Genomic DNA, 15,856 nt, shown 5'->3' on the forward strand with positions numbered 1-15,856 from the left:
CCGTGTTACTTTCGTCTTGATGAAGTTCGTACCGCCTTCGCGCGCAATGCTGGCCGAGACCCTCCTGGCGGCGGGTCCCTCGGCGGCGACCCTGTGCGAGGGTTGGGAGACGCGGCACCTCGCCGCGCACCTGGTCCTGCGGGAGCAGCATGTGCTCGCGGCCGGTCTGGCCGGCGGCCCGCTGGAGCGGTCCATGAACCGGCTGCTGGAGGACTGGGCGGAGAAGGCGTCGACCCCGGCCGGCTACGCCCGGCTGGTCCGCCGGTTCGCGCAGGGGCCGCATCGGCTCTCGCCCTTCGCCATCGGGCCCGTCGAGCGGGCGGCGAACCTGACGGAGTTCTTCGTCCACACCGAGGACGTCCGCCGCGCACACGAGCGCTGGGCGCCGCGCGTGCTGGACGCCGAGTACTCGGAGCGGCTCTGGAACGCCCTGCTGCGGGTCGCGCGGCTGACCTACCGCGGGATCGACGTGGGCCTGATCCTGGTCCGCCCGGACGGCCAGCGCCACGTGGTGCGGAAGGCGAGCACCTCGGTCGCCATCACGGGCGAGCCGTCGGAGCTCCTGATGCACGCGTTCGGGCGGCGGGACCACGCCCTCGTGACGTACGAGGGCGCGGACGACGCCGTCGCACTCCTGCGGACCGCCGACTAGCGAGTCCCCGGCCGGACGAGGCGGGCGCCCCGCCCGGCCGTGCCCCTCGGGGCGCGCCCGGGCGCTGCTAGCGGACCGCGAAACCGGCGTCGCGGATCGCCTGCTTGACCCGGGCGATCATATCGACCGGCCCGAAATGGAAGATCGAGGCGGCCAGGACCGCGTCCGCCCCGGCGGCGATGGCCGGCGGGAAGTCCTCCGGGGCCCCGGCCCCGCCGGAGGCGATGAGCGGGACGTCCACTGCGGCGCGGACGGCCCGGATCATCTCCAGGTCGAAGCCCTCCTTGGTGCCGTCCGCGTCGATCGAATTGAGCAGGATCTCCCCGACGCCGCGATGGGCCGCCTCGCGGGCCCATTCGATCGCGTCGATCCCGGTGCCGGTGCGGCCGCCGTGCGTCGTGACCTCAAAACCGGACGGCAGCGCCGGGTCCTCGCTGCGGCGCGCGTCGAGGGAGAGGACGAGGACCTGCGAGCCGAAGCGGTCGGTGATCGCGCTGATGACCTCCGGCCGGGCGACGGCGGCCGTGTTGATGGACGCCTTGTCGGCCCCCGCCCGGAGCAGCCGATCGACGTCCTCGACCGTGCGGACGCCACCGCCGACCGTGAGCGGGATGAACACCTGCTCGGCGGTCTGGCGGACGACGTCGAACGTGGTCTCCCGGTCCGACGACGACGCGGTGACGTCGAGGAACGTCAGCTCGTCGGCGCCGGCGAGATTGTAGCGCTTGGCCAGTTCCACGGGGTCTCCCGCGTCGCGCAGACCCTCGAACTTCACGCCCTTGACGACGCGGCCGGCGTCGACGTCGAGGCAGGGGATGACCCGGACAGCGACACTCATGCGGGGAGTCCTCCTCTCTTGCGGCCGCGGATCAGATGCGGCAGGCGTGGATCTGGCTGACGAGGATGGCGCGGGCACCGAGATCGTACAGCTCGTCCATGATGGTGTTCGTCTTGTTCTTCTTGACCATCGAGCGCACGGCGACCCATTCCGAGTCCGCCAGCGGCGAGACCGTCGGCGACTCGAGGCCCGGGGTCACCGCGAAGGCCTGCTCGACGAGCTCCTTGCGGATGTCGTAGTCCAGCATCACGTACCGGCGGGCGACGAGCACGCCGGTCAGGCGCCGTTTGAGGACCTCGAGGCCGGCCGGGCTCGCCCCGGTCCGGCCGATGAGCACGGCCTCGGACGCGAGGATCGGCTCGCCGAACGTCTCCATGCCCGCGGCCTTGAGGGTATTGCCGGTCTCGACGACGTCGGCGATCGCGTCCGCGACGCCGAGCCGGACCGAGGACTCGATGGCGCCGTCCAGGCGGACCACCTCGGCGTCGATCCCGCGGTCGCGCAGATACCCGCGCAGGAGGCCGTCGTAGCTGGTGGCGATGCGCTTGCCGTTGAGCTCCGACTCAGCGGTGAACGCGCCGGCGGGGCCGGCGAAGCGGAACGTGGAGGCGCCGACGCCGAGCGGGAGGATCTCCTCCGCGTCTCCGTTGACCTCCGCGTCGAGGAAGAGGTCCCGGCCGGTGAGGCCGACGTCGAGGATGCCGCGGCCGACGTACACGGCGATGTCGCGCGGGCGGAGGTAGAAGAACTCGATCTCGTTCTCGCTGTCGACGATCACGAGCTCGCGGTTGTCGCGGCGCTGGAGGTAGCCGGATTCGCGGAGCATGGACGTGGCGGCCTCGGAGAGGGCGCCCTTGTTGGGGACTGCTACTCGCAACATGTGATTATTCCTGGGGTTCGCGTGCGGGACTGGGTGCTTGCAGACGGGCGCAGAGCCGCCGGGCCACGCGTGGCGGCCGGCGGCTACAGATGCTTGTAGACGTCCGCGAGGGTCAGCCCCTTGGCGAGCATGAGGACCTGCAGGTGGTACAGGAGCTGCGAGATCTCCTCGGCGGCGGCCTCGTCCGACTCGTACTCGGCCGCCATCCACACCTCGGCCGCCTCCTCGACGACCTTCTTGCCGATGCCGTGGACGCCCGAGTCCAGCTCCTGCACGGTGCGGGAGCCCTCCGGCCGGCTGGCTGCCTTCTCCGCCAGTTCGGCGAAGAGCGCGTCAAAAGTTTTCACCCGTCCAGCCTATCCGTTCCCGCGTTTCCTCCCCGCACTGCGGGGACCATTGTGACGATTCGAACGCTCGGCGACGAACTCACGGCTCGAGGGCGTCGCGCAGGGCGACGGCCGTCTGGAGAGCGGCTGCCGCGGCCTCGTAGCCCTTGTCCTCGACGGATCCGGGCAGGCCCGCCCGGTCCAGCGCCTGCTGCTCGTCGTCGCAGGTCAGCACGCCGAAGCCGACCGGCACGCCGGTCCGCACGGAGACGTCGGTGAGTCCCGTCGTCGCGCCCTGGCAGACGTAGTCGAAGTGCGGCGTGCCGCCGCGGATGACCACGCCGAGTGCCACCACGGCGTCGTACTGCGGCGCCAGGCGCGCGGCGGCGACGGGCAGCTCGAAGGTGCCCGGGACCCGCACGACGGCGGGCTCGACGCCGGCGTCCGTGGTGGCGCGCAGGGCGCCGTCGAGCAGCCCGTCCATCACCTGGGTGTGCCAGCTCGCGGCGACGATCGCGACCGCCAGTCCGCTCGCGGCCCTCAGCTCGTCCGGCTCCGTGCTCGGTGCCCCGTGTCCTGCCATGGTGTTTCTCCTCTGCTAGATCTCGAACGCGTCGTCGTGGATCGCGTGGTTCAGTCGTTCGCGCTTGGTCATCAGGTAGCGGGTGTTCTCCGGCCGGGCGGGGATGAGCGCGCGGACGGCATCCACGACGTCGAACCCGGCCCGCGCGAGGGCGTCCGTCTTCAGCGGGTTGTTGGTGAGCACGCGCAGCCTCGAGTAGCCGAGGCCGCGGAGGATGCCGATGCCGGCCTCGTAGCTGCGCGCGTCGACCGGGAGTCCGAGCTGGGCGTTGGCCTCCACGGTGTCCACTCCCCCGTCCTGGAGCGCGTAGGCGCGGATCTTGTTGCCCAGCCCGATGCCACGCCCCTCGTGCCCCCGTAGGTAGACCAGGGTCCCGCCCTCGAGGGCGATCCGCTGCAGGGCCGTGTCCAGCTGCTCGCCGCAGTCGCAGCGGTAGGACCCGAAGATGTCCCCGGTGAGGCACTCCGAGTGGAGGCGCACCAGCGGCACGGACGGCGTCCCGCCGTCGGTGCCGGAGCCCGGGTGCGTCAGCGTGAAGTGCTCGATCCCCGTACCCGCCTCCGTCCACACCTGGGCGTCGAACTCGCCGTGCGGGGTGGGCAGCTTCACCACGGGGCCGCCCCGGACCGGCGCGACGGCGTCCGCGGGGGCGGCGTCGGAGCCCCGGCGCAGCACGGTGAGCCGGCCGGCGAGGTCCTCGATGCTCACCAGCGGGATCCCGTGCTCGTCGGCGAAGGACCGCAGCGCCGGCAGGCGCATCATGGTGCCGTCGTCGTGCACCAGCTCGGCGATCACTCCGGCCGGTTCGAGTCCGGCGAGCCGGCACAGGTCCACGGAGGCCTCCGTGTGCCCGCGGCGCCGCAGGACGCCGCCCTCGGCCGCGCGCAGGGGGAACATGTGGCCGGGGCGCGTGAAGTGCGCGGCGGTCGACTCCGGTGCCGCGAGGAGACGCGCGGTGCGGGCCCGGTCCGCGGCGCTGATCCCCGTGGAGACCCCGGAGGCGGCGTCGCAGGAGACGGTGTAGGCGGTGCCCTTGCTGTCCTCGTTCCGCGCCACCATCGCGGGCAGGCCCAGGGCGTCCGCGCGCTCCCCGGAGAGCGGCACGCAGACCACGCCCGAGGTGTGCCGGACGGTCCAGCCCATCAGCTCGGGGGTCGCGAACTCGGCGGCGAAGACGATGTCGCCCTCGTTCTCGCGGTCCTCGTCGTCCACCACGACGACGGGGCGTCCGGCGGCGATCGACTCGACGGCGGCGTCGATCGAGTCGAGCCGGATCGGGTCTGGCCGGATCGGGTCGGCGTCGGTCGGCCCGGGACCCTCCGCGTTGTGTCCGGCGGCGCTCATGCGCGTCCCGTCCGGGCGTCGTCGTCCGCGTGGCGCGGAGCCGTGCCGGGCCGCGGGAAGGAGAGGAGCCGCTCGGCGTACTTGGCGAGGACGTCGACCTCGAGGTTGACGGCCGCCCCGATCGCCTTCGCGCCGAGCCCGGTGTCCCGCAGGGTGGTGGGGATCAGTCCCACCTCGAACCACTGCTGCTCCTCGGCCGGAATGGCGACCTCGGTGACCGTGAGCGAGACACCGTCGATCGCGATGCTGCCCTTGCGCGCCACGAAACGGGCGAGCTCGGCCGGGACCGAGAACCGCAGCCGCTCCCAGGCGCCCTGGTCCTCGCGCTCCAGGAGGCCGCCCACGCCGTCGACGTGCCCCTGGACCACGTGCCCGTCCAGGCGCCCGTCGGCGCGGATGCAGCGCTCGAGATTGACCTCGTCGCCGGCGACGAGCGAGCCGACCGTCGTGTGCGTGAGCGTCTCGCCCATGACGTCGACGTCGATGCGGTCGCCGTCGATCGACGTCGCGGTCAGGCACACGCCGTCGATGGCGATGGACCCGCCGAGCCCGAGCCCGTCGGTGTGCCCGGGCACGGTGAGCGTCAGCACGAGCCCGCCCTCCTCGGCGGCCGGTGCGATGGCTTCGATGCGGCCCCTGCCGCTGATGATTCCGGTGAACATGATTCCCTCACTTGCTGATGGGTACGAAGTGGAGCGCGACGTCGCCGCCGAGCCTGAGGACGCCGCCGCCGGCGGCGTCGTCGTAGTGGAAGCGTCGGCCGTCGGCCAGTGTGGCGACGCCCAGGTCGCCGACGGCGGTCCGGCCCGCGCCGAGGAGGACCGGTGCCTGGTAGAGCCAGACCTCGTCGACGAGGTCTGCCGCCAGGAACGCGGTCGCGACGGAGGCGCCGCCCTCCACCATGACGTGGGCGACGGCGCGGCCTCCGGCGCCGTCCGCGAGTGCGTGGAGCACGGTGCGCGGGTCCCGCGTCCGGAGGTGGACGAATTCCCCGGCCGTCCCGCGCACGGCGGCGGCGTCGGGGATGTCGCGCTCCCCCATGACGACGCGCAGCGGCTGCCGCCCGGCGAGCCGGCCGTCGTCGGCGCGGGCTGTCAGCCGCGGGTCGTCGACGAGGACGGTCCCCGTTCCGACGACGATCGCGTCGGCGAGCGCCCGGACCCCGTGGCTGTGCCGGCGGGCCTCGTCCCCGGTGATCCACTGACTGGTGCCGTCCGCGGCCGCGATCCGGCCGTCGAGGGTCTGGGCGAGGTGGAGCGTGACGAAGGGGCGCCCCTCGGCGCGCGCGGCCGCCCAGCGGTGGTTCAGGCTCCCGCAGGCATCCGCCCAGTCCGGATCGACTGTCTCGCCGGCGTGCACGGCGTGGCCGCGGGCGGCGAGCCAGGCGGCCCCGCCGGCGGCCTCGGCCGTGCGGTCGGCGGCCCCGTGGACGACCGTGCCGATCCCGGCGCGATGGATGGCCTGCGAGCAGGGCCCGGTGCGGCCGGTGTGGTTGCACGGCTCGAGGGTCACGACCATGGTCCAGTCGGCCGGCCCGTTCCCGGGGACCGGCCGGACGTCGCCGCCGGCGATCCGGCTCTCGAGCTCGGTGATCGCGGCGGCCTCGGCGTGGGCCGTCCCGGCACCGCGGTGGTGGCCGGTGGCCAGGAGCTCCCCGTGGGCGTCGAGCACGACGGCGCCGACGAGGGGATTCGCGCCGCGCACGCCGCGGAGGGCGGCCTCGAGCGCGAGCCGGGCGGCACCGGTGCGCCGCAGGAGCTGCGCGGCACGCGCGGCCTCCCCCGGCGCGGGGGCCGGCCCCGGGGCGGTGCGGCCGGTCGAGTCGCCGTTCACAGCGCGTCCCGTCCGGCGCGCGATGGTGCGGTCGGCTCGGCGGCGCTGTCGGCGGGGCCGTCGCGGGGCGGCTCGGCCGCGGGCTGCAGCCGCGGGTCGGGCAGGCGGGTCTCGATGCGCGGCTTGGACTCGCGCTGGGCCCGCCACCAGACGAAGAAGCCGACGAGGGTGAAGACGCCGTAGAACAGGTACATGAAGGCGGTGGCGTAGTAGCCGGCCGAGAAGAGCAGTGGTACGCCGACGACGTCGACCGCGACCCAGATCAGCCAGAACTCGACCCACCCCTTGGCCATCCCGTAGGTGGCCAGGAGCGAGCCGACGAACGTCCAGGCGTCGGCCCAGACGGGTTCGTAGGATCCGAGCGCCGCGAAGAGCGGTGTGAGGGCGACGGTGCCGAGCAGCAGGCCGGCGACGAGGCCGATGCGCTGCCGCGGGCTCGCCCAGCCCGGGGTGATGGCGTGCCCGCCGTCGTCGTCCCGCTCGGCGCTCCGCCAGCGCTGCCACCCGTAGGCCGCCACGGCGATGAACATGATCTGGCGTCCGGCCTGTCCCAGGAGGTTCGCGGCGTCGGCGTCGCCGAAGATGCTGCCGAGGAAGACCGTGAGCAGGAGCAGGTTGCCGACGATGCCGACGGGCCAGGCCCAGATGCGCCGGCGCATCCCGCCGAGCGCGCTGGCCAGGCCGAAGACGTTGCCGACGACCTCGCGGATCAGCAGTCCGCCGCCGGCGACGGGGATGTAGGCGTTGAATAGTTCGGTGAGCCACCGCAGACTCTCCATGTGTCCTCCCTTGCGAAGCTGCGGTAGCTCCGGGGGTACGACAGATGCTGGAGTCGACCGGTGGAGGCGCCGCCGCACTGGGCGGTGGGCCTGCGGCCGGTCTCGGCCGTGGCTGTTCGTGCTTCTCCCATCCAGACTTTGACTGTCGGTACCGGAATTCCACCGGTTCGGCCTCCCCGCCGCCGATCGCCAGCTGACGCTGGAGAGGGCTGCGGCTCGGTTCGCGGACTATCACCGCCGGTTCGGACTTTCACCGACCCCGGAGCACGTTGTGTTACGTACAGAATTACATCACATCTGCGCGGTCTCGGCGCCCGCCAGGTTGCGCAGCATGTCGACCGCCACGGCGGGGTCCTCGGCCCCATAGACGGCCGAGCCGGCGACGAACACGTCGGCGCCCGCATCGGCGGCCCGACGGATCGTGTCGCGGGAGATGCCGCCGTCGACCTGGATGGCGATGGGCAGGCCCGTCCCGTCGACGGCTCTCCGCGCCCGCCGGATCTTGGGCAGCGTCACGTCCAGGAAGGACTGTCCGCCGAATCCGGGTTCCACGGTCATGATGAGGACCATGTCCAGCTCCGGCAGCATGTCCAGGTAGGGCTCGACCGGAGTGGCCGGACGCAGCGCCATGGAGGCCCTCGCCCCGGCGGCGCGCAGTTCGCGGGCGAGCCGGACGGGCGCCGCGGACGCCTCGGCGTGGAAGGTGACGGACGCGGCGCCGGCCTCGGCGTAGCCGGGCGCCCAGCGGTCCGCGTCCTCGATCATGAGGTGCACGTCGAGGGGCAGGTCGGCGACCTGCGCGAGCCGCTGCACGATCGGCAGGCCGAGGGTCAGGTTCGGGACGAAGTGCCCGTCCATGACGTCGACGTGGACGGCGTCGGCGGTGTGGATCCGGGTCAGCTCGGTCTCGAGGTTCGCGAAGTCGGCGGAGAGGATGCTCGGGTGGATGCGGCAGGTCATGGGTGCCTCCGGGGCGTCGGTGCGGGGGTCAGGGGGCGGGGTCGACGGGACCGCGTCAGCCCTCGACCCGTTGGAACAGGGCGAGGAACATGGCGTCGGTGGCGTGCCGGTGCGGCCAGAGCTGGGCCGTGGTGGCGCCGGCGAGGACTTCGCCGCGCCGGCCGAGCACGGGCGTGGCCGCGTCGACCGGGTGCAGGGCGGCCGCGTCCAGCGCGGCCCCGGAATCGAGGAGTCGGAGTCCCCGATGCCGCGAGAGCGTGTCCAGGACGACGGCGGTAGTCTCCGCCGGGTGGGGCGAGCACGTGACGTAGGCCAGCAGTCCCCCGGGGCGCAGGGCGGCGACGGCGGCGTCCACGAGCTCCTGCTGGAGCGCCGTCAGATCGGGGATGTCGGAGGGCTGTTTCCGCCACCGGGACTCGGGCCGCCGGCGGAGGGCGCCGAGACCGCTGCAGGGCGCGTCGAGCATGATTCGGTCGTAGCCGTCCTCGATCCCCGCGAAACGGCGCCCGTCGCCGACCTCGACCTCCCACGCGGTGTCCGGGACGGCGGCGAGGGCGTTGCGCACCAGTTGGGCCCGGTGGGGCGCGATCTCGTTGGCGGTGAGCCGGGCCCCGCGCTGGGCGGCCAGCGCGGCGAGGAGGGCCGCCTTGCCACCCGGGCCGGCGCAGAGATCGAGCCACCGCTCGTCCCGTCCCTCGAGCGGGTGCTCGGCGAGGGCGCGGGCAACGAGCTGGGATCCGGCGTCCTGGACCCGCACCGTGCCCTCGGCGACACCGGGCAGTCGGGCCGGATCGCCGCCGTCGTACAGGGCCGAGCCCGCTACCAGGCTGCCGGGGCCGGCTCCGCGCTCCACGACGGGCGCCAGGTCGCCGAGGCCGGGGAGCGCGACGAGATTCACGATCGGCGCCGCGTTGTCGGCGTCCAGGAGCAGCTCGAGCTCGTCCGTGCCGCGGCCGTGGGCCACGAGTGCCTGCCGCAGCGCACGGACGATCCACTCCGGGTGGCTGTGGCGGAGACTGGTGCGCGCGGTCTCGTCCGCGACTCCGGCGGTGAGCTCGTCCGTCCACTCGTCCAGGCTGCGCGCCGAGACCTTCCGCAGCACGGCGTTGACGAGCCCCGACGGTCCGGCGCCGATCTCTGCCCGGGTCAGCGCCACCGTCTCGTCGAGCGCGGCGTGGTTCGGCACGCGCATCGCCAGCAGCTGGTGCGTGCCGAGGCGCAGGACGTCCAGGACGGCGGCGTCGAGGCGCGCGAGGTCGCGGTCGACGCAGCGGGCGAGCACCGCGTCGTAGAGGCCCTGCCCGCGGAGCGCGCCGTAGGCGAGCTCGGTGGCGAACCCCGCATCGCGGGTGTCGAGCCGGTGCGCGCGGATCCGCGCCGGCAGGACGAGGTTGGCGTAGGCGTCGTCGGCACTGACCGCGCGGAGGACCTCGAAGGCCGCCAGCCGGGCCGGGTCCGCGGCCCGCTTGCGGCTGGACGGCGCGGCCTCGCTGTACCGGCGGGGAGTGCTGCCGCCGCGATTGCGCTGGCGGCCCTGGTCATTGCGGCGCGGCTCGTTGCCCCGTGGCCGGCCGGCGGCTCGTCCGTTCCGCCCGTTGCCTGATTCGTTGCTCATGCGAAGACCACCTCGTCCTTGCCGATGCCGCGGGCCCAGTCGCTCGCCGCCATCATCTTCTTGCCGGCCGGTTGAACCGTCTCGAGCTCGAGTGCGTGGGATCCGGTGCCGACGAAGGCCCTCGGCTTCCGTCCCCCGAGCACGACGACCTGTCCCGGCGCGGCCTCTGCCAGATCCTCGTGCCCGGGCAGCTGCTCGATCTCCGCGGCGGTCGGTTGCCGCGTCAACGGGCCGAGCTTGACGCGGGCGTCCTTCCAGGTGGTCCAGGCACCCGGCTCCGGCGTCACGCCGTTGATGCGGCGCCGGATCGCGAGGGCGGGCTGTGCCCAGTCGACGCGGCCGTCCTCGAGCGCCAGCTTGGGCGCGTGCGTGATCTCGCCCGACTGCGGGACGGCCACGAGCTTGCCCTGCTCGAGGCCGGCGATGGTCTGCGAGAGGAGAACCGATCCGGAGTCGGCGAGGCTCTCGAGCAGCTCGCCGGAGGTCTGGCCGGGTCGGATCTCCTGGGTCAGCTGCCCGTAGACGGGCCCGGTGTCGAGGCCGGCCTCGAGTTGGAAGGTGACCGCCCCGGTGACGTCGTCCCCGGCGATGACCGCGTGCTGCACGGGGGCCGCACCGCGCCAGCGCGGCAGCAGCGAGAAGTGCAGGTTGACCCAGCCCCGGGGCGGGATGGCGAGGGCGCTCGGCGGCACGAGGCCGCCATAGGCGACGATGGCTGCGACGTCTGCTCCGGTCTCGCCGATGGCCTGCTCGGCGGCCGCGTCGATGCGGTTGAACTTGAGCACCGGGAGCCCGAGCTCCGTGGCGGCCGAGGCGACCGGAGACGGCGTCAGGACCCGCTTCCGTCCGACGGGCGCGTCATCGCGCGTCAGTGCCGCCACGACCTCGTGCCCGTCGGCGACCAGACGGCGCAGGGCGGGCACGGCGACGGCGGGGGTGCCGGCGAAGAGGACTCTCATCGGGTCCCCCCGTCGGTGCGGTGGGCCGGGGACCCGTGGCGGGACATGGCTCCGAAGACGCTGCCGACGGAGCGGGCGCGGGTCGACTGGGTCGATTGGGCGATCTGATTGAACTGGCCGTCCCGGATGCGGCGGAGGGCGTCCTTCCGCTCCGGGCCCTCGAGGCAGTCGATGTAGAGCCTCCCGTCCAGATGGTCCGTCTCGTGCTGCAGGCACCGCGCGAGCAGACCGGTGCCCTCCACCTCGATGGGGGCGCCGTGGACGTCGACGCCGCGGACGCGGGCCCAGTCGGCCCGCACCGTCCGGTAGCCGAGCCCCGGCACGGAGAGGCAGCCCTCCGACCCCTCGGTCTGGAGCGTCTCGCCGACCTCGAGGACCGGGTTCACGACGTGCCCGCCGCGTCCCTCGACCGAGTAGGTGAAGATCCGCAGGTTCACACCGACCTGGGGCGCGGCGAGGCCGGCCCCCTCGACGTCGAGCATCGTCTCCTCCATGTCGCGGACGAGACGGGCCAGGTCGGGACCGAAGTCCGTGACCTCCTCGGACGGGGTGCGCAGGACAGGGTCGCCGACGATGCGGATGGGCAGAACGGCCATGCTGGTTCCTCTCGCCCGGTCTTCGCGCCGGGGCCGGTCCGGCCTGGCCCGCGCGCCGGGGCTCAATGTGCTGTGGATGGATGCTTCAGTCGGTGCGGGGCGGAGTTCCCCTCCGTCCCGACCGCTGGACGTGCCGCGGTCGGTTCCGCGCCCGGGGGACGCCCGGTCCAGTCTAGGTGGCCGTCCGGGATGCATCGGGTGCGGCCGCCACGGGCGGCGGGGCGATGGGCCGCAGCGCGGGCCCTGCGCCCGCCAGGGTCCGGTCCGCCTCCCAGGCCTGCCGGAGGGCCCAGAACTTGCGCCAGTACGTCGGCAGAGTGGCCGGCTGGGCCTGCTGGGCGACCACCTCGGCCTCCGAGACGGCGACCCCGAGCAGGAGGGGGACCTCGTCCCCGCCGTACGGCCAGGGCTCCCAGGCACCGCCCGCCGGATCCACGATCATCTCCTCAGCCTTGTACCCGGCGACCAGCTGCATGACGACCTTGAGATCAAGCGGCTTGGCGCGCCCCTCCCGCGTCGTCGCCTTCGTCTTGTAGTCGATGAGGCAGATGCGACCGCCGATGCGGGCCACCAGGTCCAGTGTCCCGGCATAGCCCACGGTGTGGTTCCAGACGGTGATCTCCGGGGCGATGGGCTCCACGCCGTAGAGCGCCCACCACTCGTCGAACCGATGCGCGAACGCCCCCTCGCCGTGGGACTCGAGGGCTGCGCGGGCCTCCTCCAGGCGGTGGTCGCGGCCCAGCTGCCGGAGCGCCACCTGCTCGCAGTAGTGGTGCACCCGGTCGCCGCGGGCCGCGGCGCCGTCACGATGGGCGGCGGCCGCCCTGCTCGCATCACGGGCGATGGCGGTCAATTGGCCGGGCGAACCGACGGCACCCGCCAGACGCGGGTCGCGCACCGCTGCGCTGGCAGCCATGTGCCCCGCCCAGCCGGTGAGGTCGGAGGCTGCCTGGCCGATCACCGTGGTGATGGAGGGAACCTCGAGCGGACCGCCCACGGTCCGTGCATACATCCGGCCCAGATCTGTCTGCTGGGCGAGCGCTGGCGTCGTCATGGCCTCGATTCTGGCACGGCACACCCCGGGCATGGCTCCGCCGCGAAAATTTTCTGCCGACCCCTCTCCCCCGGGATCCCGGGGGAGAATGCTCCTTGTCAGAGGCAGATAGGCCGTCTGGGGACGCGCCGGCGACCCCTCGATTTGCACACGGCAGAAAAGGTCATTAGAGTATTTACTCGTTGGAACGCGGCCGGAAGGCAACGGATACGGAATCCGGAAGGTCGCGATCTTGACATGCGGACATAGCTCAGCTGGCTAGAGCGCCACCTTGCCAAGGTGGAGGTCGCGAGTTCGAATCTCGTTGTCCGCTCGCATTCACTGTAGGTCTTCACGACCGCTCCACGGATGCGATTCTGCTAGGAATCGTGTCCATGGACATGGTGGGGTGGCCGAGAGGCGAGGCAGCGGCCTGCAAAGCCGTATACGCGGGTTCGAATCCCGTCCCCACCTCGGCTACAGTAATGCGAACCCTTACGGGCGATTGGCGCAGCGGTAGCGCGCTTCCCTGACACGGAAGAGGTCACTGGTTCGATCCCAGTATCGCCCACTCAAGCATTCCCCCTCGCGGGGGCAATCCTTGGTCTGAGTTCACGTCAGACGCGCGGACATAGCTCAGCTGGCTAGAGCGCCACCTTGCCAAGGTGGAGGTCGCGAGTTCGAATCTCGTTGTCCGCTCCACGTAGAGAGAAAGCCCCGGTCCTCGGACCGGGGCTTTCGTCGTCGTGGGCCGCCTCCCGAGACAGACAGGACCTGCGCCCGGGGGCCGTCGCCGGCCGCCCAGGCCTGGGCGGCCGGCGACGGCAGGCCGGGTCAGGCGACCGGTTCGTCCAGTTGGGCGTTCCGCGCCAGCGAGGTCAGCCGCGAGACGGCTCGGAAGTACTTCTTCATGTAGCCGCCGCCCATCATCTCCTGCGTGAACAGCTCGTCGAACGGGACACCGGAAGAGACGATCGGCACATCGCGGTCGTAGAGCCGGTCGGCCAGGACCACGAACCGCAGGGCCAGCGACTGCTCCGTGATGGTCTCCACCCGGTGGAGGACGAGGACATCGATGCCGTCGATCAGCTGCCGGTACCGGCTCGGATGGATGCGCTGGAGGTGCCGGGTCAGGCCGCCGAAGTCGTCGACGGCGAGCGTCCTGTCCGGGAACCGCTCCTCGGCGTACGCCTCGATCCGGTCGTCGGGCAGCGGCGCCGGCGCGTCCGCCAGGCCCCGGTGCCGGTAGTCCTCGCCGTCCACGCGGATGACGTCGAACTGGTCCGCGAGCACCTGGATCTCGCGCTTGAAGTCGGTCGCCGCGAAGCGGCCCTCCCCCAGCGCTCCGGGCAGTGTGTTCGACGTCGCGACCAGCCTGACTCCGGCGTCGGACAGCTCGCGCATCAGGCGGGACATGAGGACCGTGTCGCCGGGGTCGTCGAGCTCGAACTCGTCGATGCAGACCAGCTTGTACCCCTTCAGCACGTCGACCGTCTTGCGGAAGGAGAGCGCCCCGACGAGGTTGGTGTACTCGACGAACGTGCCGAACGCCTTCGGCCCGGGCGCGGCGTGCCACAGGGAGGCCAGCAGGTGCGTCTTGCCGACGCCGAACCCGCCGTCGAGGTACAGCCCCGCCTTGGCCTTCCTGGGCCCGCCTCCGAAGAGCCGGCCGAGGAACCCGCCCCCGCTGGCGCCGCCGATCGAGGCGGCGAACTCCCGCATGCGCTGCACCGCTGCCGCCTGGGACGGCTGCTGCGGGTCGGGGATGTAGTTGTCGAACGACACCTCGCCGAACCGATAGGACGGTTCGAACCCGTCGAGCAATTGCTCGGGCGAGACGTTCGGTGTGCGTTCTGACAGGTGTTCGATCGTGGGCACGGGTGTCTGAATCCTTCGTCGGCATCGCGGCGGCCGGTACCGCCACCGCAACTTTACGTGCGCCCATGACGCCGCGCATCCATGCGTCACGCTGTGCGCGAAACCTGCCCGGGCACGGCCCGGGATACGACGCCGGCCCGCCCCTGGGCGCCCGGGCGGCAGTAGTCTTGGGAGCAGTCCCCATTGTCTAGTGCGAACCGAGGTGCACCGTGGCTCTACCGCCAGACACCCACGAGAAGTTCTCCGCCTACGCCCACCCCGAGCGGCTGGTCTCCACCGAGTGGCTGGCCGACCGCCTCGGCGACCCGGATCTGGTGGTCGTCGAGTCCGACGAGGACATCCTCCTCTACGACACGGGCCACATCCCCGGGTCCGTGAAGGTGGACTGGCACACCGAGCTCAACGACGAGGTCACCCGCGACTACGTCGACGGTGAGGGCTTCGCCCGGCTCATGTCCGCCAAGGGCATCGGCCGCGACACCACCGTCGTCTTCTACGGCGACAAGTCGAACTGGTGGGCGGCCTACGCCCTGTGGGTCTTCACGCTGTTCGGCCACGAGGACGTCCGCCTGCTCGACGGCGGCCGCGACAAGTGGATCGCCGAGGGCCGCGAGCTGACCAAGGAGAAGCCGTCCCCGACCGCCGTCGACTACCCGGTCGTGGAGCGCGACGACGAGGCCGCCCGCGCCTACAAGGACGAGGTGCTGGCCCACCTCGGCCGCGGCCCGCTGATCGACGTGCGCTCGCCCGAGGAGTACTCCGGGGAGCGCACGCACATGCCGGCCTACCCGGAGGAGGGCGCACTGCGCGGCGGCCACATCCCGACGGCGGCGTCCGTGCCCTGGGCCCGCGCCGCCGCCGAGGACGGGACCTTCAAGGACCGGGCGGCGCTGGAGGACGTGTACCTGCGCGAGGCGGGCCTGGCCGAGGGCGACGACGTCATCGCGTACTGCCGGATCGGTGAGCGCTCCAGCCACACGTGGTTCGTGCTCAAGCACCTGCTCGGGTTCGAGACCGTCCGCAACTACGACGGGTCCTGGACCGAGTGGGGCAATGCCGTACGCGTGCCGATCGTCCGCGGCTCGGAGCCGGGTGCGCTGGCCGGAGGCGGCGCGGCCGCGGGGGGCCGGCCGTGACCGGCGCACTGCCCCCGACCCTCGCCGAGATCGTGGACGACTTCCAGGCGCTCGAGGAGCGCGAGCGCCTCGAGCTGCTGCTGGAGTTCTCGGAGTCGCTGCCGGAGCTGCCCGAGCGGTTCCGCGACCACCCCGAGCTGCTCGAGCAGGTGGTCGAGTGCCAGTCACCGCTCTTCCTGACCCTGGAGGTCGGCCCGGAGGACGGGCGGCCGGTACGGATCTACTTCTCCGCGCCACCGGAGGCTCCCACCACGCGGGGCTTCGCCTCGGTCCTCCACGAGGGCCTCGACGGCCTCCCGGCGGAGACGGTCCTGGCCGTCCCGGACGACATGCCCGAGCAGCTGGGGCTCACCCGGGCCGTCACGCCGCTGCGGATGCGCGGCATGACCGCGATGCTCGGTCGCATCAAGCGGCAGGTGGCACGGGCTCTGGACGCCTAGCCCG

17 protein-coding genes, 4 tRNA genes and 1 riboswitch are annotated in these 15,856 nt (G+C 72.6%); of the genes, 7 read left to right on the forward strand and 14 right to left on the reverse strand.

The features are described 5' to 3' along the window. The first annotated feature begins 19 nt into the window (after nt 1-19). Entirely contained in the window at nt 20-652 is a 633-nt protein-coding gene (locus ABD784_RS02920; protein WP_344879669.1) for a TIGR03085 family metal-binding protein, read from the forward strand. A 67-nt stretch (nt 653-719) separates the two neighbouring features. Here the strand turns inward: ABD784_RS02920 and hisF are convergent, their stop codons facing one another. From hisF to ABD784_RS02985, 13 genes are all read right to left on the reverse strand, one after another. Further along, a complete protein-coding gene (hisF, locus tag ABD784_RS02925; protein WP_344879672.1) occupies nt 720-1,490 on the reverse strand; it encodes an imidazole glycerol phosphate synthase subunit HisF in 771 nt (256 codons plus the stop codon). Between the two features lie 31 nt (nt 1,491-1,521). Continuing rightward, on the reverse strand, nt 1,522-2,370 hold the full coding sequence (gene hisG, locus ABD784_RS02930) for an ATP phosphoribosyltransferase (protein ID WP_344879675.1): 849 nt from the start codon (nt 2,368-2,370) through the stop codon (nt 1,522-1,524). A gap of 83 nt (nt 2,371-2,453) precedes the next feature. Then, the gene (locus ABD784_RS02935) at nt 2,454-2,717 is read right to left on the reverse strand and encodes a phosphoribosyl-ATP diphosphatase (RefSeq protein ID WP_344879678.1); all 264 of its coding nucleotides are present in this window, start codon (nt 2,715-2,717) and stop codon (nt 2,454-2,456) included. A gap of 79 nt (nt 2,718-2,796) precedes the next feature. Next, nucleotides 2,797-3,279, reverse strand: a complete 483-nt coding sequence (gene ribH, locus ABD784_RS02940) for a 6,7-dimethyl-8-ribityllumazine synthase (RefSeq protein WP_344879681.1) — start codon at nt 3,277-3,279, stop codon at nt 2,797-2,799. 15 nt (nt 3,280-3,294) lie between these two features. Continuing rightward, the gene (gene ribB, locus ABD784_RS02945; RefSeq protein WP_344879684.1) at nt 3,295-4,623 is read right to left on the reverse strand and encodes a 3,4-dihydroxy-2-butanone-4-phosphate synthase; all 1,329 of its coding nucleotides are present in this window, start codon (nt 4,621-4,623) and stop codon (nt 3,295-3,297) included. Next, nucleotides 4,620-5,285: a riboflavin synthase gene (locus ABD784_RS02950; RefSeq protein ID WP_344879687.1), complete on the reverse strand. Its 666-nt coding sequence runs from the start codon at nt 5,283-5,285 to the stop codon at nt 4,620-4,622. Before ABD784_RS02950 ends, ribB begins: the two co-directional genes overlap by 4 nt. 7 nt (nt 5,286-5,292) lie before the next feature. After that, nucleotides 5,293-6,456 (reverse strand): bifunctional diaminohydroxyphosphoribosylaminopyrimidine deaminase/5-amino-6-(5-phosphoribosylamino)uracil reductase RibD, encoded by a 1,164-nt coding sequence (gene ribD, locus ABD784_RS02955; RefSeq protein WP_344879690.1) that lies wholly within the window; start codon nt 6,454-6,456, stop codon nt 5,293-5,295. Further along, on the reverse strand, nt 6,453-7,235 hold the full coding sequence (gene pnuC, locus ABD784_RS02960; protein ID WP_344879694.1) for a nicotinamide riboside transporter PnuC: 783 nt from the start codon (nt 7,233-7,235) through the stop codon (nt 6,453-6,455). The genes ribD and pnuC overlap by 4 nt, the downstream gene beginning before the upstream one ends. Before the next feature lie 115 nt (nt 7,236-7,350). Beyond that, a riboswitch (FMN riboswitch) is annotated at nt 7,351-7,506 on the reverse strand. Nucleotides 7,507-7,526: 20 nt separating this feature from the next. Further along, entirely contained in the window at nt 7,527-8,195 is a 669-nt protein-coding gene (rpe, locus tag ABD784_RS02965) for a ribulose-phosphate 3-epimerase (RefSeq protein ID WP_344879697.1), read from the reverse strand. Nucleotides 8,196-8,250: 55 nt separating this feature from the next. After that, entirely contained in the window at nt 8,251-9,810 is a 1,560-nt protein-coding gene (locus ABD784_RS02970; protein WP_344879700.1) for an RsmB/NOP family class I SAM-dependent RNA methyltransferase, read from the reverse strand. Then, a complete protein-coding gene (gene fmt, locus ABD784_RS02975; RefSeq protein WP_344879703.1) occupies nt 9,807-10,769 on the reverse strand; it encodes a methionyl-tRNA formyltransferase in 963 nt (320 codons plus the stop codon). Before fmt ends, ABD784_RS02970 begins: the two co-directional genes overlap by 4 nt. Further along, nucleotides 10,766-11,365, reverse strand: a complete 600-nt coding sequence (gene def, locus ABD784_RS02980; RefSeq protein WP_344879706.1) for a peptide deformylase — start codon at nt 11,363-11,365, stop codon at nt 10,766-10,768. The genes fmt and def overlap by 4 nt, the downstream gene beginning before the upstream one ends. Before the next feature lie 172 nt (nt 11,366-11,537). Continuing rightward, complete coding sequence (locus ABD784_RS02985) at nt 11,538-12,419, reverse strand: cytochrome (protein WP_344879709.1); 882 nt, start codon at nt 12,417-12,419, stop codon at nt 11,538-11,540. A 239-nt stretch (nt 12,420-12,658) separates the two neighbouring features. Between ABD784_RS02985 and ABD784_RS02990 the strand changes: the two genes are divergently transcribed. From ABD784_RS02990 to ABD784_RS03005, 4 genes are all read left to right on the forward strand, one after another. Then, nucleotides 12,659-12,732 (forward strand) — tRNA-Gly (locus tag ABD784_RS02990). 69 nt (nt 12,733-12,801) lie between these two features. Then, nucleotides 12,802-12,872: transfer RNA gene (locus tag ABD784_RS02995), tRNA-Cys, on the forward strand. A 25-nt stretch (nt 12,873-12,897) separates the two neighbouring features. Then, nucleotides 12,898-12,969 (forward strand) — tRNA-Val (locus tag ABD784_RS03000). Nucleotides 12,970-13,023: 54 nt separating this feature from the next. Then, nucleotides 13,024-13,100, forward strand: a tRNA-Gly gene (locus tag ABD784_RS03005). Nucleotides 13,101-13,232: 132 nt separating this feature from the next. Here the strand turns inward: ABD784_RS03005 and zapE are convergent. Then, nucleotides 13,233-14,276 (reverse strand): cell division protein ZapE, encoded by a 1,044-nt coding sequence (gene zapE / locus ABD784_RS03010; protein WP_344879712.1) that lies wholly within the window; start codon nt 14,274-14,276, stop codon nt 13,233-13,235. Between the two features lie 209 nt (nt 14,277-14,485). Here zapE and ABD784_RS03015 point away from each other — a divergent pair, with 209 nt between their 5' ends. Both ABD784_RS03015 and ABD784_RS03020 read left to right on the forward strand, forming a co-directional pair. After that, the gene (locus tag ABD784_RS03015) at nt 14,486-15,412 is read left to right on the forward strand and encodes a sulfurtransferase (protein ID WP_344879715.1); all 927 of its coding nucleotides are present in this window, start codon (nt 14,486-14,488) and stop codon (nt 15,410-15,412) included. Next, nucleotides 15,409-15,852, forward strand: a complete 444-nt coding sequence (locus tag ABD784_RS03020; protein WP_425582909.1) for a SufE family protein — start codon at nt 15,409-15,411, stop codon at nt 15,850-15,852. Before ABD784_RS03015 ends, ABD784_RS03020 begins: the two co-directional genes overlap by 4 nt. The last annotated feature ends 4 nt before the right edge of the window (nt 15,853-15,856 follow it).

It is taken from the genome of Zhihengliuella alba (genome assembly GCF_039538765.1).
GTDB classification, from domain to species: domain Bacteria; phylum Actinomycetota; class Actinomycetes; order Actinomycetales; family Micrococcaceae; genus Zhihengliuella; species Zhihengliuella alba.